Annotated in this window: 9 protein-coding genes; 2 read left to right on the top strand and 7 right to left on the bottom strand. The window is 70.9% G+C overall.

Features of this window, described 5'->3' with window-relative positions:
- Positions 1 to 2 precede the first annotated feature (2 nt).
- From ACIPSJ_RS24290 to ACIPSJ_RS24280, 3 genes are all read right to left on the bottom strand, one after another.
- On the bottom strand, positions 3 to 2,018 hold the full coding sequence (locus tag ACIPSJ_RS24290) for a discoidin domain-containing protein (protein ID WP_401350074.1): 2,016 nt from the start codon (positions 2,016 to 2,018) through the stop codon (positions 3 to 5).
- 177 nt (positions 2,019 to 2,195) lie between these two features.
- Positions 2,196 to 3,422, bottom strand: coding sequence for an aminotransferase class V-fold PLP-dependent enzyme (locus ACIPSJ_RS24285; RefSeq protein WP_401348778.1), 1,227 nt, complete (start codon positions 3,420 to 3,422; stop codon positions 2,196 to 2,198).
- Positions 3,423 to 3,872: 450 nt separating this feature from the next.
- The gene (locus ACIPSJ_RS24280) at positions 3,873 to 5,351 is read right to left on the bottom strand and encodes a glutamate--cysteine ligase (RefSeq protein WP_359217891.1); all 1,479 of its coding nucleotides are present in this window, start codon (positions 5,349 to 5,351) and stop codon (positions 3,873 to 3,875) included.
- 285 nt (positions 5,352 to 5,636) lie between these two features.
- Between ACIPSJ_RS24280 and ACIPSJ_RS24275 the strand changes: the two genes are divergently transcribed.
- A complete protein-coding gene (locus tag ACIPSJ_RS24275; RefSeq protein WP_401350071.1) occupies positions 5,637 to 6,770 on the top strand; it encodes a S1 family peptidase in 1,134 nt (377 codons plus the stop codon).
- Positions 6,771 to 6,910: 140 nt separating this feature from the next.
- Positions 6,911 to 7,825: a class I SAM-dependent methyltransferase gene (locus ACIPSJ_RS24270; protein ID WP_401348774.1), complete on the top strand. Its 915-nt coding sequence runs from the start codon at positions 6,911 to 6,913 to the stop codon at positions 7,823 to 7,825.
- A 104-nt stretch (positions 7,826 to 7,929) separates the two neighbouring features.
- Here the strand turns inward: ACIPSJ_RS24270 and ACIPSJ_RS24265 are convergent, their stop codons facing one another.
- The 4 genes from ACIPSJ_RS24265 to ACIPSJ_RS24250 form a co-directional block, all read right to left on the bottom strand.
- Positions 7,930 to 8,250 (bottom strand): hypothetical protein, encoded by a 321-nt coding sequence (locus ACIPSJ_RS24265; RefSeq protein ID WP_359217897.1) that lies wholly within the window; start codon positions 8,248 to 8,250, stop codon positions 7,930 to 7,932.
- A 10-nt stretch (positions 8,251 to 8,260) separates the two neighbouring features.
- Entirely contained in the window at positions 8,261 to 11,914 is a 3,654-nt protein-coding gene (locus tag ACIPSJ_RS24260; protein WP_401348772.1) for a DNRLRE domain-containing protein, read from the bottom strand.
- 297 nt (positions 11,915 to 12,211) lie between these two features.
- The gene (locus ACIPSJ_RS24255; RefSeq protein ID WP_401350069.1) at positions 12,212 to 16,282 is read right to left on the bottom strand and encodes a beta-galactosidase; all 4,071 of its coding nucleotides are present in this window, start codon (positions 16,280 to 16,282) and stop codon (positions 12,212 to 12,214) included.
- Between the two features lie 206 nt (positions 16,283 to 16,488).
- Positions 16,489 to 17,994 carry a PucR family transcriptional regulator gene (locus ACIPSJ_RS24250; RefSeq protein WP_401348770.1) on the bottom strand — a complete coding sequence of 502 codons (1,506 nt, stop codon included), beginning with the start codon at positions 17,992 to 17,994 and terminating at the stop codon, positions 16,489 to 16,491.
- Positions 17,995 to 18,144: the final 150 nt, after the last annotated feature.

Raw genomic sequence — 18,144 nt, 5'->3', positions numbered from 1 at the left:
CCTCAGGCGCTGTGGACCCCGACCTCGTAGAGCGAGTATCCCCAGTCGGTGCCTCGGTCGAGTCCGTGGACCCGTACGTAGCGGGCCGGGGTTCCGGTGAACCTGGCCGTGTCCAGGCCGCCGTCGCCGCTCGTGGTGGACCAGGCGGTCTGCCAGGTGGTGCCGTCGGTGGAGAGTTCGATGCGGTACGACTTGCCGTACGCGCGCTCCCAGTCGAGCGTCACGCGGGAGACCAGGTGGGTGGAGCCGAGGTCGACCTGCCACCACTGGTCGTCGCTCCAGTCGCTGGCCCAGCGGGTGGAGTCGTCGCCGTCGACGGCGCGGCCCGGCTGGTAGCTGGTGAACGGGTTCGACTCGGACGAACTGGCCGTGGCCGGCTGCCCCTTGGCGAGGTTGACCGAGGCCTGGTGCTGTTCGGTGGCGCCCCAGGTGTCCAGGTAGGACTCGGCGCCCCGGAACAGGTCGTTGACCACGTCCTGGCCGCCGACCTGCCGGATGTCCTCGATCCAGTCGGGGATCATGCCGGCGTGGGCCGCGCCGTCGGTGTTGATGTCGAAGGTGCGTTCGCCGGAGGTCTGCTTGTCGATGACGGAGCCGCCGTCGACGCTCTTGAAGGGGTACGTCACCTTGTTCGCGGCGTCCGCTCCGCGCGGGGCGGGGTGGTCGCCGATGCCGTTGAAGTCGGTGCCGTAGCCGTAGCCCACGCCGTACTTGTCGCGCAGCGCCTTGGTCCGGGCGGCTTCCGCGACGAAGCCCTCGGAGCCGTGCATGTACTGGGCGACGAAGCCGCCGAGGGCGTAGACCCGCTCGGTCCAGTTCAGGTCCATCCAGCTGTGCGAGGAGATCACGCCGGGGTAGGAGGCGGACTCCAGGATGTCGAGGGCCTGGCCGACGGCCTTGACGCCCATGTGGTCGATCTCCAGCATCATCTTGCGCTTCATCATGCCGCGCACGGCGTACTCGCCGAGTTCGGTGAGACCGCGTTTGTTGCACTGGGCGTCCGAGTCGTACGCGGGGACGTCCACGCCCGCCGGCAGGTCGGACTCGGCCTCCGAGGACGCGCTGCCGATGGGGTTGTCGTGCTGCGCGCCGGTACACTTCTCGGTCTGCCAGAAGGTGCCGGTGGACAGGAACTGGCCGACGTTGATGGCCGTTCCGAGGCCGCCGGAGTCGAAGCGGACGCCGCACAGCGCGTTGTCGAACTTGTGGCAGAGGAACATGGAGCGGACGCCGAGCGCGTAGAGCTCGTCGAGGCCCTTGTCGATGTCCTCCTTGCTGCACTGCGGGATGTCGAGGATCTGCTTGCAGCCGAAGGGTTCGGAGGTCTCGACCCCGAGGACGACGGCGAGTTTGCCCTCCTCGATGACCTGCCGCGCCTGCGCGCTGTCGGTGACGATGCGGAACCAGCCCTTGCCTGTGCCGCCGTACATCGTGTCGATGTACGCCTGGAGGGCGTAGGTCATCTTGGCCTGCAACCGGATCGAGGTCATCTCGTCACAACTGCGGTCCTTGAAGGGGTAGATGGAGCAGATCATGCCGTTGGTGACGAGGTCGTTGACCAGCACGCGCTGTCCGCCGCGCCAGGCCCGCTCCACCCAGGCGTAGTAGTCGGCCTGGTGGGTCATCGAGTCGTACGCGGGCCAGTCCTTGAAGGTGGGCCAGCCGACCGGGTCGTGCTTGCCGTCGCCGCCGTGGGTGATGTAGTCGAAGAGGGCGAGGGTGCCGTCCGGGTAGTGCTCGGGGCAGTCCTTGAGGGCGTCGGCGACACCGGCCTCGGAGAAGACCTTGCCGCAGATCAGCCGGCCGCCGAAGGCCTCGTTGCCGAACAGGTGGTTGTGCGCGTCGACGAACCCCTGTACTTCGCCTGCGGAATCGGTCCCGGTGAACGGCTCGCCGGTGACGTTGATCTGGACGTCCGGGGCGGGTCGGGCGGTCGGGTCCCACCAGTTGTTGCCGGCCGCCGAACTCGGCGTGGGCCCGAGGGCCATGGTCAGTACCAGGAGCAGCAGCGACAGCATGGTGACGTGCCTGCGTCTGCGGTACGAGCGTCGAGTCGGCGTCACGGCCCACGTCCCTCGGTCGGCGGGGGCGCGGTTGACGAAACCATGGCGTTGTCATGAACCGCGCAATACCTGGGACGAGGATCGGGCCGCGCGCCCACCGAGTCAAGTGTCCGGGACGCTTGACCTGATGACTCAACTCCTCGATTCCCGGGCCCAGTCGGCGAGTACCGGAACGCACCGCTCGGCGAAGTGCTCGTAGTCGGCATGGGTGTTGTAGACGTGGGCGGACACGCGCAGATAGCCGATCCCGCCGAAGCTGGTGAAGGCGGCCTCGACGGCGAGTTCGCGGGCCACCCGGTCGCGCAGCGCGTCGGCCTCGATCCGGCTGCGCCCGAGACCGTCGGGCAGCCGCACCAGGCGCATGCCGGGGACCGGCATCCCGACGTCGGCCCGGCTGTCCGCACCGGTGAGGCGGGTGAAGGCGGCGCCGATGACCTGGGCGGCGTGGTCCGCGAGCCGGTCCATGTGGCGGCGGGCGGCGGACCAGCCCCAGGTGCGCTCGACGAAGGCCAGGGAGGTCGGGGCGGCCAGGTAGGAGGTGGCGTCGAGGGTGCCCTGGTGGTCGAAGCGGTCGGGGTACGGCTCCCCGGCGCCCCAGGAGTCGATCAGCGGGTGGAGCAGGTCCCGCAGCGGCCCGCGGGCGACCAGGGCCGCGGTGCCGCGCGGGGCGCAGCCCCACTTGTGGAGGTTGCCGGTCCAGAAGTCGTACGGGGCGTCGGCGAGCGGCGCGGCGAGCAGACCCGGCGCGTGCGCGCCGTCCACGAGCATCGGTACGCCCCGGCGGCGCGCCTCCGCGCCGATCCGCTCGACCGGCAGCCGGCGGGCGGTCGCCGAGGTGATCTGGTCGACCACGACCAGGTCGGTGGCCGCGCCGATCTCGGCGACGACGGCCTCGTACGCCTCGTTCTCGTCCGCGCCGAGCGGCACCCGCGCCGTACGCACCCGGCCGCCCCAGCGGCGGGCCAGCCGCTCGGCTCCCATGGTGACGGCGCCGTACCCGTGGTCGGTGACGACGACCTCCCCGCCCGCGCGGCGTCCGAGCGCGTTGTAGACCACGCTGGCCCCGGCGCTGGCGTTCGGCACCAGGGCGAGGTCGCCGGGGTCGACGCGCAGGAAGTCGGCGAGGTCCGCCCGGGTGGCGGCCAGCCGCTCCGGCAGTTCCGGGAACCACACCACCGGCGCGCGCTCCATCTCGGCGCGCAGCTCCGCCTGCCGCTCCTGGGCCACCAGCGGGACGGCGCCGAACGATCCGTGGTTCAGGTGCCGCAGGGCCGGGTCCAGCGACCATGCCTCGGCGGCGGGCCTGCCGTCGGGCAGCAGCAGGGGGTGCGGCGCGACGGCCACCTCGGTCTCACTCACGTCAGCGGCCTCCGGGAACACAGGTGATCACCCGGCATCCTGGCACGACGGTGACCCGCGCCCGGGCGGCGGGGCAGCCTCGCGGCCCGTCCGCCCGGCACGGAGCCGCCCGGCGCGGAGCCACCCGGCGCATCCTCCGCCCGGGACGTCCTCCGCCCGGCGCATCCTCCGCCCGGGGCGGCGACCTCCCCACTCCGGCCCGGCACGGAGCCGCACGGCGGGCCCGTCGACCGGGCCGGCGACCTCCCCACTCCAGCCCAGCACGGAGCCGCACGGCGCGTCCTTCGCCCGGGGCGGCGGCCTCCGCGCGCCGGCCCGGCACGGTAGCCGTTCGCCGGGTGGTCCCACGCCGGGCGGCTCTTCCCGTCGCGGGGTCCTCCGGTCCGGCGCCCTCCGGTCCGGCGCCCTCCGGTCCGGCTCCCCTTCCGTGGTGGCGCCTGTTCGCGGCGCTCAGTCCACGGGCCAGGTGTGCGCGGCCGCGTTGAGATGCATGTAGTCCATGTACGTGGTGGTCATCCGGCGCAGCGCCTCCCGGCGGTCGTGGATGCCGGCGTTCTCCAGGTGGTGGACCGTCTCCGCCTGCCACAGGGCGCCGTTGCGGCCGTCGACGCAGCGTCGCTCGATGATGCCCAGCATGGGCTCGCGCCAGGAGGCGTCCAGGCCGGCCAGCTCCAGGCCCCGGTGGGCCAGCGGCAGCAGCCGTCTCAACACCAGCTCCGTGACGGGCACTTCGCCCGTGCCGGGCCAGTACAGGCGGGCGTCGATGCCGTCGCGGGCGGCCGTGTGCAGGTTCTCCTCGGCGACCGCGAAGGACATCCGCGACCACACCGGGCGGTCCTCGTCCACGAGGGCGCGGGTCAGGCCGTAGTAGAGGGCGGCGTTGGCGATGATGTCGGCCACGGTGGGGCCGGCGGGCAGGACCCGGTTCTCGATGCGCAGGTGCGGGCCGCTGTCGGTCACGGCGTAGACGGGGCGGTTCCAGCGGTAGATCGTGCCGTTCTGCAGGGTGAGTTCGCCCAGCTGGGGCACCCCGCCGTCGTCGAGGGTGCGCTGCGGGTCCTCGTCGTCGCACAGGGGCAGGAGCGCCGGGTAGTAGCGCACGTTCTCCTCGAACAGGTCGAAGACGCTGGTGATCCACCGTTCGCCGAACCACACCCGCGGTCGTACCCCCTGGGCCTTGATCTCCTCGGGACGGGTGTCGGTGGCCTGTTCGAACAGGGGGATACGGGTCTCCCTCCACAGTTCCCTGCCGAAGAGGTAGGGCGAGTTGGCGGCGAGGGCGATCTGCACGCCCGCGATCGCCTGGGCCGCGTTCCAGTAGTCCGCGAACTCCCTGGGCTCGACCTGGAGATGGAACTGGGTGCTGGTGCAGGCGGCCTCGGGGGTGATCGCGTCCGCGTACATGGAGAGGCGGTCCACGCCCTCCAGCCTGATCCGCAGGTCCTCACCGCGGGCCGCGAAGATCTGCTCGTTCAGCAGCCGGTAGCGCGGATCACCGGACAGGGAGGTCTCGCCGACGTCCGACTCCCCCAGCGTCGGCAGGATCCCGATCATGATGAGGTGGGCGCCCACGGTCGCGGCGCGGTCCTCGGCGTGGTTGAGCGCGTCGCGGATCGTCTGTTCCCAGGCGCCGGGGCCGCCGGACGTCAGCTGCCGGGGCGGGATGTCGATCTCCAGGTTGAAGCGGCCCAGCTCGCTGGACCAGGCGGGGTCGGCGATCGCCCGCAGCACCTCGGTGTTGCGCATCGCCGGGAGCCCGTCGTCGTCCACCAGGTTGAGCTCGATCTCCATGCCGACCTGGGGGCGCTCGCTCTCGAAGCCCGATCCGCGCAGCATCTGCGCCAGTGCGTCGAGACAGCCGTGCATCTTCTCGCGGTACCGGCGCCGGTCCTCCCGCGTGAACACCCGGGCCGGCACATCACGTCCCATCGGGCCCTCCCGAGTCCCCTCGGCGGATGCCTGTCGTCCCAGCGTCGCACCTCACCGGTGTCCCCGACACTCGTCATCGCCCCGGTCACGCGGCGCGCTCGGCGGCGGGGCGGAGAGTGACCGGCGGTGCACGTCCCATCAAGAGGTCAAGGATTGGCATGGACCTGTCCATGATCAGCGGCTAAGCTCGGCCGCGTACGCCTGAGAGCGCTCTCACCGGTCTGCCGTTCCACCCCCACATCACTGGAACAACGAAGGGGCACTCCCTTGAGACGCACCACAGTCATGCGCTCCGCCCTGTCCGCGCTCCTGCTCCTCGCCACCTGGGCGACCGCGAGCACCCTGCCCGCCTCCGCCGCCGACACCCCCGCCCGGACCGCGGCCGAACCCGCCGCCCCCGCCCTCGTCTCCGCCATGCAGCGCGATCTGGGCCTGACCAGGACCCAGGCCGAGGCCCGGCTCGCCGCGGAGCGGACGGCGACCACCGTGGAGCGCACCGCGAAGCGGGCCGCCGGAGCGGCCTACGCCGGCTCCTGGTTCGACGCCGACAGCGGCACCCTCACCGTCGCCGTCACCCGTGGCGCGGACACCGGCGCCGTGCGCGCGTCCGGCGCGACCGTACGCCTCGTCGAGCACAGCGCGCGGCAGCTCGACGCGGCGAAGGCACACATCGACGACCTGCCCGCCCCCGAGTCCGTCGCGAGCTGGTACGTCGACCCCGAGGCCAACGCGGTCGTCGTGAACGTCGTCGACGGACACCGCGCTGACAACGATGTCCGATCCTTCCTCGCGCAGGCCCGCTCGGCCGGGCCCGTCCAGGTACGGCGGACCGCGTACGCGCCGAGCACCCTCGCCGCCGGCACCGTGGGCGGCGATCCCTACTACACCGGCAACGTCCGCTGTTCCATCGGCTTCTCGGTGTACGGCGGCTTCGTCTCCGCCGGCCACTGCGGCCAGCCCGGCGCCGCGGTCTACGGCTGGGACGGCTCGTACGTCGGCACCTTCCAGGGCTCCTCGTTCCCGGACAACGACTACTCCTGGGTGAGCGTCGGCAGCGGCTGGTGGACCGTACCGGTGGTGCTCGGCTGGGGCACGGTCTCCGACCAGTTGGTGCGCGGTTCCGCCGAGGCCCCCGTCGGTGCGTCCATCTGCCGTTCGGGCTCCACCACGCACTGGCACTGCGGCACCGTCCTGGCCAGGAACGAGACGGTCAACTACAGCCAGGGCACGGTCTACCAGCTCACCAAGACCAGCGTGTGCGCCGAACCCGGCGATTCCGGCGGTTCCTTCATCAGCGGCGACCAGGCGCAGGGCGTCACCTCCGGCGGCTGGGGCAACTGCTCCTCCGGCGGCGAGACCTGGTACCAGCCGGTCAACGAGATCCTCAGCCGCTACGGCCTGACGCTCCACACGGCCTGATACCGGGCCGGGTGCACGACGCGAGCCCGCCCTGGACGATACGGCCGCTCCCCCGGCCCGCCGTCCCTGCCGGTTCGCGTCGTGCACCGCCGCGGCTCCGCACGGCGCCCGGCCGGCGGCGTGGTGTTGAATGCGGGTTCATGAGCGAGAGCGGACGTGCGGCGAGCCGGACGGCGGTACTGGTCTGCCAGGGGCGGGCGGTGGCGGACGGCACGATCGCCACGGGGCGGTTCGTGGATCCGGTGGCGGTACGGCTGCTGCGCGCCGCCGAGCGGGTGCCCGTGGACGAGGTCCGGGCCGGCACGGTGCCGCAGGGCTGGCAGGCGCGGGTCGCGTACGAGAGTGTGCGGGCGTGCGCCGAGGTGGTCGTGCCGAGGTCGGTCGCGATCGACGACGCGCTGCGCGCCCGTCCGGCCGGCCAGCTCGTGATCCTCGGCGCCGGTCTGGACACCCGCGCGTGGCGACTGCCCGAGCTTGCCCGCACGGATGTGTGGGAGGTCGACCATCCAGCCTCCCAGCAGGACAAACGCGACCGCCTCCGGGACGCCGCGCCCCTGTCGCGAGATGCCGGGGAGGACGGTCCGGGCACCGCCGAAGCGGCAGCCGTCGCCCGTTCCGTACGGTTCACTCCGGTCGACTTCGCCGTCGATGATCTCGGCGCGGCGCTGGACGCGGCCGGGCACGACCCATCGGCCCCTACCGTCTGGTTGTGGGAGGGCGTCGTGCCGTACCTCACCCGCGACGAGGTGCGGACCACGGTGGCCGCCCTCGCCGCCCGGACCGCCCCGGGCAGCGCACTCGTCGTCAACTACCAGGCCCCGTCGGCGAGGGCGACCGTCGGCCGTCGTCTCGCCCGCGTGCTCGGCAGCTCCGTGACCTCGGGCGAGCCGTGGCGCTCGCTGTGGCGGCCCGGGCAGCTGGCGCACCTGCTGACGGAGTACGGCCTGCGGGTGGTGTCGGACGACGATCTCCTCACGCTCGCGGCCGCGCTGGGCAGCCCGGCGGACCGGCGGTCGTCCCTGCGGTCCGGGCGGGTGGCCGTGGCGGAGAGCTGATCCGGTGCGCGTCCGCGATCGCCGCAAGCCCGGCTCCCGAGGTGGTCGGCCGCCGGGGTTCGACGGGACCGACCACCACGAGCGTCATGCGCCCGGACGCGGCATCACTCGGTGTACAGCAGCCACGCGTTGGGCAGCGAGACCATGAAGGCCGTCAGGTACCGAAGAGCGACGAGAGTCCATCCCGTTCCCCTCCAGACCGCCTGCCGTCTCGTCACCATCCAGAAGGTGAGCGGTATCGAGCCCAGCACCCCGCCGATGCCCCACAGCACCAGGGGATATACCTGTTCCGGGTAGGCGAGGCACAGGTAGATCCACCACACGGCGGCCCCTGCGGAGAACACCGCTTCGAGGAGCAGCAGTGTCCTGTGCCCGCCGGCGAGTGGCATCGCCTGGTGCGGGACCGCCTTCACGAGTCGCGGCATGTGGATCTCCTCAGTACCAGTTCGGGTAGATCTTCGCGATCCAGACGGTCATGTTCTTGTACTTGCCCGTCCGCTGCGCCGTGAGGGCCTTGGTGTGCCCGGGAGAGTGCTGCGAGATGTAGATCTTGTGGTTGGCGCCGATCTTCGTGACCACGGAAGCATGACTGATTCCGGACCACCCGTTGGGCTTGTCGTCCCCCTTGATGTTCCAGTTGTAGAAGACGACGTCCCCGACCTGCACCTGGCTCTTCGTCGTGTGCCAGTCGTAGACCGCGTAGTTGTAGGCGAAGTTGGCGAAGCCGAGGGCATTCGACCACGAAGTCGACTGCGTCTGACGCAGGAACATCGTCTGCGGACTGCTGGCCGCGCTGCGATGCCACCAGTAGTCCACCTTCTTCCGGTTGGCGTAGCTGCCGTACTTCTTCGCCATGCCGCCACCGGAATAGAGGCTCCGGGAGACGAAGTTGGTGCAGTCGTTGCCGTACCAGTAGGTGTCCTCGTCGTCGTTCACATGCTTCTTCGCCCAGGCGACTTCGCCGGTGTAGGAGATGTTGCTTCCGGAGATCTGCGTCGCGTCGGTCGAGGCTTGGGTCGCGGTGCTCGTGGTGTCGCCGTCGACGAGGGCGCCGTTGCTGTCGACGCTCATGGCGGCCGGGACGTCGGCGGGCAGTGCGGAATCGTCGGTGGTCAGGGATTCCGAGAACTCCGTCAGGGCGTCCGCGGACTCCTGGACCGTCTGCTCCGAACCGGTGGCGTCCACATGGGAGATCAGCTCCGGGATGCTTCCCGTGGTGAAGGTGTAGACGTCGGTGCTGTTCTCCGAGGAGTCGGTGGCGTCCGCGTCCTCGGTGTCGATGTCCGCGACGGTCGTGTAGGTGATGTGGGTGGTGGCCCGGACCGAGATGGTGCCGTCGCTGTTCGAGAAGGCGATCGGATCGGCCAGTTCGACGGTGGACGCGTAGTTGTCGAAGCCCTCGTCGGCGAGTACGGCGCGCTCCTCCAGGAAGGAGTCCTGTTCCTCGGTGAGAGCGTCTTCGAAGCCCGACCCGTAGGTCGCGTCCGAGGAGGCGGTCGCCGCGTTGACGGAGTCACCGGTCAGCAGGTTCTGCCCGGATTCGAGGTACTGCTGGACCGCGTCGAAATAGACCTGCTTGCCGCCTGTCACGGCCTTCGGTGTCGCGGCGGCCGAGGTGACGGACGCGCCCGTACCGTACGTGTTGGTGCCCGCCACGGTGAAGGTGTACGGGGTGTTGTCCGTCAGGCCTGTGATTACGGCGGAGTTCCCCGTGGTGGTCGCGGTGGCCGCCTTGACCCCGGAGTTCGTGGTCGCCGTGACGCCGTAGGTCGTCACGTTGGACTCGTCGCTGGAGAAGTCGCCGTTCCACGTGATCAGCGCGCTCTCGGCGCCGGCGGTGACCGTGAGGTCGGTGACGGCCGAGGGCACCGTGGTCACCGCCGCCTCCGGGTCCGTGCCGTCGCTTCCGCCGTCGTCCGAGGTGACGTCGACGGTGAACGACTGCTTCGGGCTGTAGGAGGAGCAGACGGCCCCGTTGCAGGCCCGCGCCTTCCAGCTGTACGTGGCTCCGTCGGTCAGCGTCTCGGGCACCTGGAGGGCCGCCCGCTCACCGGCGTCCACGGCCGCCACGCCGAGCGGGTTCTCCCCGACGACGGCGGAGGAGCTGTCGTACAGGACGTACTCCGCGGTCAGGGCGTCCCGGTCGAGCGTGGTGACCATCGCGGTCAGGAGCGGGGTGGTGGTCTCGGTGGCGCCGGTCTGGAGGTCGGTCGGCACGTCCGGGATGTCGAGGGCGCCGGTGTCGACGGTGAAGGTCTGCCAGGAGGTCCAGGCGGTGGAGTAGTCGGTGCCGTCATAGGCACGGGCCCGGATGCGCAGGTGGGTGCCGTCCTTGAGCGGGGTGGACGACGGGACGGTCAGGGCGGTCGACTTGCCGGAGCTGACGTAGCCGCTGGACTGCGTCAGCGTGTACGTGGTGTCGGCGTAGTCGGGGTCGGGCTCGACGGCGTACTGCACCCGGACCTTGGCACCGGAGTCGACGTCGCCGACCTTCGCGGAGAACACCGGGGTCAGCGAGGTGACGACCTTCTCGCTGCCGCTGGTGGTGCTGGGCGCTAGCGTGAGCGAACCGGGTGTCTTCGGATACGAGTTGTACGTCACCGTCAGATGCGGCTCGGTGGAGCCGTCACCGGAGACGTAGTTGGCGGAGCGGAAACGGCGCCAGGTGTAGGAGTCGGTCTCGTCGAGGCCGCGGATCATCAGCCCGTAGTTGGCGGTGCCGTTCGCCCACGCCTGGACGATGTCGTCGATGTCGAAGTTCATGGTGCCGGCGGGGCAGGCGCTGCTGTACCCCTTGGCCGCGGTGTTGATCACCTGGCCGGTGGTGGTGCCGGCCGGCTTGGTGGACCAGGTGATGTCCGACGACGACCAGGACTCGGTGATCCGGCGCACCGCGGTGCCGGTGCCTCCGGTGCAGGAGGAGGACCAGTAGGAGTACAGGGCCAGGTTGGTGTCGGTGATGTGGGTGCCCACGAAGTCCGAGACGTCGAACTTCAGGTAGGAACGGGCCACGGTGTCGCCGCCGTTGTACGTGCCCGACTTCAGTTCGGTGGAGGAGATCTGCGAGTCGGTGTAGTTGGTGGCGACCCAGGTGTCGGTGGTGACCGCGAGGGTGGAGGTCGGGTCGACCGTGACCGGGTAGGTCAGGTCCTGCGCGAAGTAGTCGGCGTCCGGGTGCAGTACGAGGGTCTGGGTGCCGTCGGCTGCGGTCTCGATGTCGGTGTCCACGGACGCGAGGTGCTGGGACTCGCCGGAGACGGCGTCCTTCGAGGAGTCCCACATCATCGGTGCGGGGGCCTCGGCCACCAGGTCGCCGGCGGTGTTCCTCAGCAGCAGATGGCCGGAGTCCGCCTCGGAGAGGGTGAGTCCCCTGAGGGTGACGGGGATGCGGTAGGTGAGGTCTCCGTCGGGGGCCTCGTCCAGGACGACGTTCTGGGAGAAACCTTCCTTCAGAGCGGTGACGGTGAGCGTCTGCCCCTCGCCGAGGTCATAGGCCGCGGTGTCGCCGGTCACCTTCGGCGTGGGCAGGGTGTCCTCCCAGCCCAGGGCGAGCGAGGCGGAGCCCTCCGCGACCGAGGCCAGCCGCTTGTCACCGCCGTCCGAGACGGTGATGTCGGCGGCGGCCGCCTCGGGCTCCAACGCGGGCCCCTCGTCGGACAGTTCGGTGTCGATGTCCTGCCAGGAGCCGTTCTCGTCCTTGACCCGTACGGGCCCGGCGTACGACTCGGTCGTCAGGGTGCCGTCCGGGTTGACGTAGGTGGTGGAGGTCTCGGTGCGCTCCGAGGCCAGCTCGACCCGCTCACCGCTCAGCTTCGCCTGCCGGCGGGCGAGTTCGTCCTCGGACAGGAAGGACAGCGCCTTGGCGGCCGCCTGGCCGCTGGTGTCGTCCAGTGTGGTGACGGGGACACTCGCGGATCTCCCGCCCCCCGCGGTGCCGCTCCACCGCTGCTGCCCGGCGGGCGCGGTGCTCATGACGAGCCCGGCGAGCAGCAGCGCCGAGCCGGCGGCCAGCGCGCCGCGTCTGTTTCCGCGCCGGTATCCCCGTCTGAGGCCCGGCGCGCCGGGCACGGCTCTGTCTCTCTTGTTCACATTCCCACCCTCAAGTGCGGCGATGACAGCGAGAGTTCGACTGTCGTGGGCGGGAAGGTAACCGTCGCACTTGTGTGACCAGGCAGAACGCGGGCGTGGGCGGCGGGGCCGCTGTCCAGGAGATGTGGATCACCGAAGCGGAAGCACTCGTGCCGCTATGGGCCGGCTGTACGCGTATCGGGCGGTGTCCACATTTCCTCCCCAGGGGGCGCACATCTACGTCCCCCGGGGTCGCCACCGGACGGCTCCTGGAATTTGATCAAGCTGTGACCTGCGTCGATCGACCGCGGTACCGGCCTAACCGCACGTCAGCGTCGGTGTCCCCCAGTCGCCGTGGTCGTTGCCGTTGCCGTCGCCCGCGTCGCCGACCCTGAGGTCGATCACCTGGGCGCCGCTGACGTCGACGTCGATCGGTACGGCCGCCTGTTTGCCGCGGATCGTGGGTGTGGTGACCAGGGTCTTGCCGTCGGCGATGACGGAGAAGGTCACCGTGCCCGCGCCGTTGGTCTCGTCGTCGACGCCGACGTCCGCGGTCAGGCGGGAGCAGGTTCCGGCGAGGTAGAGCTGGACGTCGCTGACCGAGTTGGTGCCCAGGCCCTTGGCGTGGGCCACGCCGGCGATGCTGATCGTCCGGCCGTCCCCGGCCGCCTGTTCGCCGACGCTGCTGTCGCGCTCCACCGGTCCCCAGCCGTTGGTGGCGGACAGGAACGGAAGGTCGCTCACCGCGCTCCTGCCGGAAGGGGGAGCGGGTGGGATGCCGCCGACGATGCGCTCGTCGGCACCGGTCGCCTGCCGTCCGTGCTGCACGTAGTGCGCCGTGGTGGTGAGGGCGGAGGCGGACGGGAGGGTGCCGGTCGGGGGGACGACGTTCCAGGTGAAGGTGGCCGATCCGCCGGGTCGTACCCGCTTGACCGAGGCGGGGCCGGTGGCGGTGACGCTCCAGCCGTCGGGGGCGTCGAGGGTGGCCGTGAGGTGGGAGGCGGAGGATGCGTCCTTGGGCACCCGGACGGTGGTGCGGGCCGTGAAGGCCTGGGCCGGCTGGGCGGTGTCGGGCACGTCCAGGGTGACATCGGCGCCCGGGCGCTTCGGCATCGCGTACGTGCGGGCGTCGTAGCGGGGGCTGTCGTTCTGGGCGACGCGCAGGGAGGACGCGTAGCTGCCGTAGTCGGTGAGCGCGACCTTGCCGAGGCCGCCGGTGCTGCCGTCCAGGTTCCAGACGGCGATGGCGATGCTGTTGTGGCCGTTCGGGTTCAGGATCCCGTTGGGGATCGGGAAGGTGTGCTGCGGGCCGAGGTAGTTGACGTAGTTGCCGAGCTGCCAGCCGTTGACGAAGATCGTGGCGCGGTACTCGCGCGACGCGTCGTCGGTGAACGTCAGTCCGACCGAGGTGTCCTGACCGCGTGGCAGGTCCAGGTCGGCGTCGGTCCGGTACCAGGAGACCCCGGGCCGGGTGTCGGTCGTCGGCAGGGTCACCTTGTTCCACTTGGCGTCCGGGTAGCCCGGCAGGGACCAGCCCGCCCGTTCGCCGTACAGGCCGCCCGTCGACAGCGGGCCGCGCACCGTGTCCTGGAGGTCCTCGCCGCCGCGTACGCCCTGAAGGCGCCAGGTGATGGAGGTCAGCGGGGCGCCGACGAGGGAGGCGCTGGTCAGGCCGCGGGCGGTCTTGTTGCCGTTGGTGGAGTTGTAGTCCTCCTCGTGCCCCATGTTCACGGTGAGCACGGAGAGGACGTTGTCGCCTGCGGACTTCAGCGCGCCGGCCGGGAAGGTGAAGTCGCCGCTGCCGGTGGTGGAGCTGCCGAGGAAGGTGCCGTTGAGCCAGACGGAGAAGGCCTGGGCGTCGCCGCCGGAGTCCGAGACCAGGTGGATGCCTGACTCCTTGCCGGTGGCGCGGAACCGGCCGCGGTACCAGGTGTTGCCGGTGTGGAAGCCGTAGTCGTCGGCGTAGAGCACCGGCAGCGAGTTGGCGCCGGAGACGCTGTTGGTGCTCGACTTGTCGGCCACCTGCCAGCTGGAGTCGTCGAAGCCGGGGGCCGCTTCGGGGGATTCCTCGGCGTGCTTCCAGTTCGTCAGCGCCGGGAGGTGCACCGCGGCGGCGACCGGGATCGCCCCGGTGAGGCTCGCGGTGCCGGTGGTCCGGGTGCGCACGGTCCGGCCGTTCCAGGTGACGCGGGCGGCGGAGGTGAACACCTCGATGTTCTTGTCGTCGGCGTTGTCGCCGGTGAGCGCCACGGTGCGGCCGCCGTCCAGGCTGGTCGCGGTGCGCAGCAGGTGGGTGCCGCGGACGAGGACCGGGCCGTTCGCGGTGTCCTGGCGCCAGAAGGTCTTCGCCGTGTCCTTGTCCGCGACGAGCAGGAGCAGCGGGCGCTTGCCGCCTCCGCTGATGCTGATCCGGGTCAGGCCCTGGTGCGTGTAGTTCAGCCGCAGGTCGCCGGTGGCCGGGTCCCAGGTGGTGGCGGCGGTGCCGTCGCTGGTGGTCACGGTGGGCTCGGAGGAGTAGCGCAGGACCGTCTCGCCGTCGCTGCCCGCGTCACCGTAGAGCACGGCCACGTCCCGGTCGCCGATGGTCGCGCTGGTCATGATCTCGGAGGTGGAGTACTGCAACTGCGAGTCGCCCAGCCGGTAGTTCGCCACGATCACGTGCGAGTCGCGGCCGTCGAGGGTGATCGCGGTGCCGGGCTGCTGCGGGACGACCGGGTAGGCCGGTGTCGCGGTGTCGGCGGTGGGCACGTCGATGGCGTCGACCGCCACGTAGTTGTCCGTGGACGCCGAGCTGTGGCTGCCGCTGACGACGATCTTCAGCGTGTGCGCGCCGGGGGCCAGGCCGGTCTTCTGGAAGAGCACCGCCTGGTTCTCGGAGCCGGAGTCGTCGACGGTCGCCTCCTTGGTGCCGTCGAGGTAGACGTCGGCGTAGCCGTGGTTGTTGGTCTTCGAGCCGATCCAGCGGATCGCGGTGCCGTCGAAGGGGACGGTGAGCGAGTCGCCGGCCTGCTTGGAGAAGGACTCGGTGTGCCGGTAGTCGCCGCCGGTGTAGCTGGTGTCGGCCACGTGCGACCACGAACCGCTGTACTGGAGGGCGGAGTCGGGGTCGTCCCAGGTGTAGGTGGTGTCCGTGACGGGCTGGGCGTTGAAGTCCAGCGAGATGTGGGTCTTGTCGACGGCCGTCGAGGTGGAGTTCCCGTGCCGCAGGACGTGGAACTGCGTCCTGGTGTCGGGGTTCATCCGGGCGGTGTCGACGACGGCGGAGTCGTCCGGCGGGGTGGCCCTGATCGCCTCGGTCTTGGTCAGCGGGGCGACGGCCTGGGTGAAGTACCCGATCAGCTTGTCCTCGTCGTACTTCGGATCGAGCTGCCGGTTCTCGCGGATCGCGGCCCCGTAGTCGTACGACGTGTAGTTCTCCGGCATGCCCAGCCAGCCCCAGTTGGTGCCGCCGTAGGTCATGTAGAAGCTCTGCGCGGTGGCGCCGACGGCGATGTTCTGCTTGTAGAACACGTTGGCGAACTGGTCGTTGATGAGCTGGGCGCACTTGTCGTAGCCCGGTCCGCCCCAGGGGTCGAAGGCGCCGCCCTGGAACTCCGGTGAGTACAGCGGCTTTCCGGCGGGGTGGTCGTAGCTGATGTCCGGGACACCGTTCCACTTCGAGGGGTTGGAGCAGTTGAACCCCTGCGGGTAGGAGTCCGGGCCGTCGACGTCCAGGGCGCCGGTGCCGGAGTTGAAGGTGCCGTTGTTGTTGCCGGTCAGCGGGACCGTGATGCCGTCGGCGCGGGCCTTGTCCTCCAGGTGCTGCATGTAGGAGCGGCCGGCGGCGGAGCCGTTGTAGTACTCGTTCTCGACCTGATAAGCGATCACCGACCCGGTGCCGTTGGTGAGTTGGTGGCGGGCGATGATCCGGTCGATCTGGGTCAGCCACTCGTCGGCGTACTTCAGGAACCGCGGGTCGTCGCTGCGGTTGTTCCCGGCCTTGGTGGTCAGCCAGCCGGGCAGACCGCCGCTGTCGACCTCGGCGTTGATGTACGGCGCCGGGCGGGCGATGACGTAGAGGCCGGCCTCCTCGGCCATGTCGAGCAGCTTGTCGACGTCCCGTACCCCGGTGAAGTCGTACACACCGGGCTTCGGCGAGTGGTAGCCCCAGTCGAAGTACAGGGAAGTGGAGTTGAAGCCGGCGGCCTTCATCTTCTGGAAGATGTCGCGCCACAGGTCCTGGCTCGGGAGCCGGAAGTAGTGGAACTCGCCGGACCACAGGTAGGTGCGCCGGCCGTCGACGAGGAACGAGTAGCCGTCGAGGGTCACCGTGTGCGGCTGCGGGTCGGCGGCGGGCGCGGCGGCCGGTGGCCGTTCGCCGACGTCCCGTGCCGCGGCGGGCGCGGTCATGCCCACGGCCAGGGCGATGGTCGCGGTGGTCGCGAGGACCGCCCTCCACCACCGGCCACGGCCGGGTCTCGCGACCTCTGAACGGATCCGACTGCTCCCCACCGCGGCCTCCATCCGCCTGAGCAATCAGGATCGAACAGACTCAGGCAAAGCCGAACAGTAGAGCCACACGAGTTCCCACACAATGGGGCGGGAGGACACACCTCTCAGGTCTGAGGACCTTCCGCCGCCACCCCCAGCTCGGTCGCCGCGCGTACGGCGAACCAGACCTCGGTGAAGGCGGCGGTCGTCGCCAGGTCGCGGCCGGTCACCTCACCGAAGCGGCGCAGCCGGTAGGAGAGGGTGTTGGGGTGGATGTGGAGGGCCGCGGCGGCGTCCTCGGTGCGGCGGTCGCGCTCCATCCAGGTGCGGACGGAGACCAGCAGCTGGGAGCCGTGCGCCTCGTCGTAGCGCAGGGCCTCGCCGAGGACCTGCTCGACGAGTGCGGCCAGCAGCCGGCGATCCTCGGGCAGCCAGCGTCCGGTGGCGTCCTCGCCGTAGTGGACGAGCGGCTTGCCCGCCTCCTCGGCGCGTCCGGCCGCCCACTCCGCCTCCTGCCGGGCGACCCGCAGGGGCTCACCGACGGTGAAGGGCCGGCTCACCCCGCACACCGCGCCGGGCAGGTCGGCCAGGGCCTCGGTGAAGCCGGGCTCGGCCAGGACCAGCCGGTCGTCGCCGCGGCGCAGGGTGAGGTGGGGGTGGTCGGAGAGGGCCACGCCCAGGTGCTCGTCCGGGGCGCGCCGGACCACCGCGAGGACGACGGGCCGCTGCGCGTCGAGGCCGTGGTGGGCCAGCCGGCGCTGGGCGCCCGCCGGGTCGAGGGTGTCCTGGAGCATCTCGGCGAGGGTCTCCGCCCCCTCCCGGCGGAGCACCTCGCGTTCCTGGCGGACCATCGCCAGCCGCAGGGCGGCGACGGTGGCCAGGTGCTGGACGACGGCCAGTCCGGCCGGGCGGGCGCCGGACTGCTCCAGCGCGACCAGATAGCCGGCCGCGCCGCCCGGGCCGAGGACGGGGAGCACGAAGCCGCCGGGCACGGTCGGCGGGGCGTCCGGGTCCGCGGGGAGCACGGAGAGGTCCTCGGGGGCGGCGACGCCGGGCAGCAGTGGGCGTCCCTGGGTGGTGCAGAGGAAGATCCGGTAGCCGCTGAGCTGCTCCAGGCGGGCGAAGAGCGCGGGGATGTCGAGGTTCTCCTCGGCCATCCAGCGCAGCGCGCCGAAGACCTGGAGCTGGGCGCCGAGCCGCTCGGCGGACTTCTCACTGACAGCGGCGGCCACCTCCTGGGCGATGGTGACGAAGGGGACCGCGAGCGGTACCTCCAACACGGGGAAGCCGCGTTCCTCGGCCGCCGCGAGGAACGCCTGGCGCAGCGGCGGGGTCCGCAGCTGGGTGCTGAGCACCAGGGCCGCGACGCCCGCGTCGTCGAGGCGCTCCAGGTAGCGCCGCTGGCCCTCGCCGGTGCGGGGCACGGCGAGGCCGACGGTCATGATCACCTCCGAGCCGTGCAGCCAGGGGGTGGGGTCCTCCAGCTCGCTGACGTGCGCCCAGGAGACCGTACGGCCCAGGCCGCCCCTGCCCGCGAGCAGGCGCATCTGCAGCGCCGGGAAGGACAGCAGATCACGGACGGTGAGGGCGGAACGGGCCGGCCCCGCTCCATCGGTTTTGTGGTCAGACACAAGTCCACTGTAGTTCTTCGTGTCGTCAACAATTGACCGGATGGGCAGCCGCTTCGCACACTGAGGCATCCCCCGCTACCGGAATTGTTCACTCCGAGTACGGGATCCGTTCTTTCCCGGCGGTGCGCTTCCGGGCTCGACAGGAAGGTG

It is taken from the genome of Streptomyces sp. NPDC090088 (genome assembly GCF_044747345.1).
GTDB lineage: Bacteria > Actinomycetota > Actinomycetes > Streptomycetales > Streptomycetaceae > Streptomyces.
The sequence above is the reverse complement of the archived record's forward strand: the minus strand, read 5'-3'. Positions and strand labels throughout refer to the sequence as shown.

Bases quoted from the DNA above. Each gene is read 5' to 3' on its own strand.
- ACIPSJ_RS24270 (WP_401348774.1), top strand. From the start codon at position 6,911: ATGAGCGAGAGCGGACGTGCGGCGAGCCGGACGGCGGTACTGGTCTGC.
- ACIPSJ_RS24280 (WP_359217891.1), bottom strand. From the start codon at position 5,351: ATGGGACGTGATGTGCCGGCCCGGGTGTTCACGCGGGAGGACCGGCGC.
- ACIPSJ_RS24275 (WP_401350071.1), top strand. From the start codon at position 5,637: ATGCGCTCCGCCCTGTCCGCGCTCCTGCTCCTCGCCACCTGGGCGACC.
- ACIPSJ_RS24290 (WP_401350074.1), bottom strand. From the start codon at position 2,018: ATGCTGTCGCTGCTGCTCCTGGTACTGACCATGGCCCTCGGGCCCACG.
- ACIPSJ_RS24265 (WP_359217897.1), bottom strand. From the start codon at position 8,250: ATGCCGCGACTCGTGAAGGCGGTCCCGCACCAGGCGATGCCACTCGCC.
- ACIPSJ_RS24255 (WP_401350069.1), bottom strand. From the start codon at position 16,282: ATGACCGCGCCCGCCGCGGCACGGGACGTCGGCGAACGGCCACCGGCC.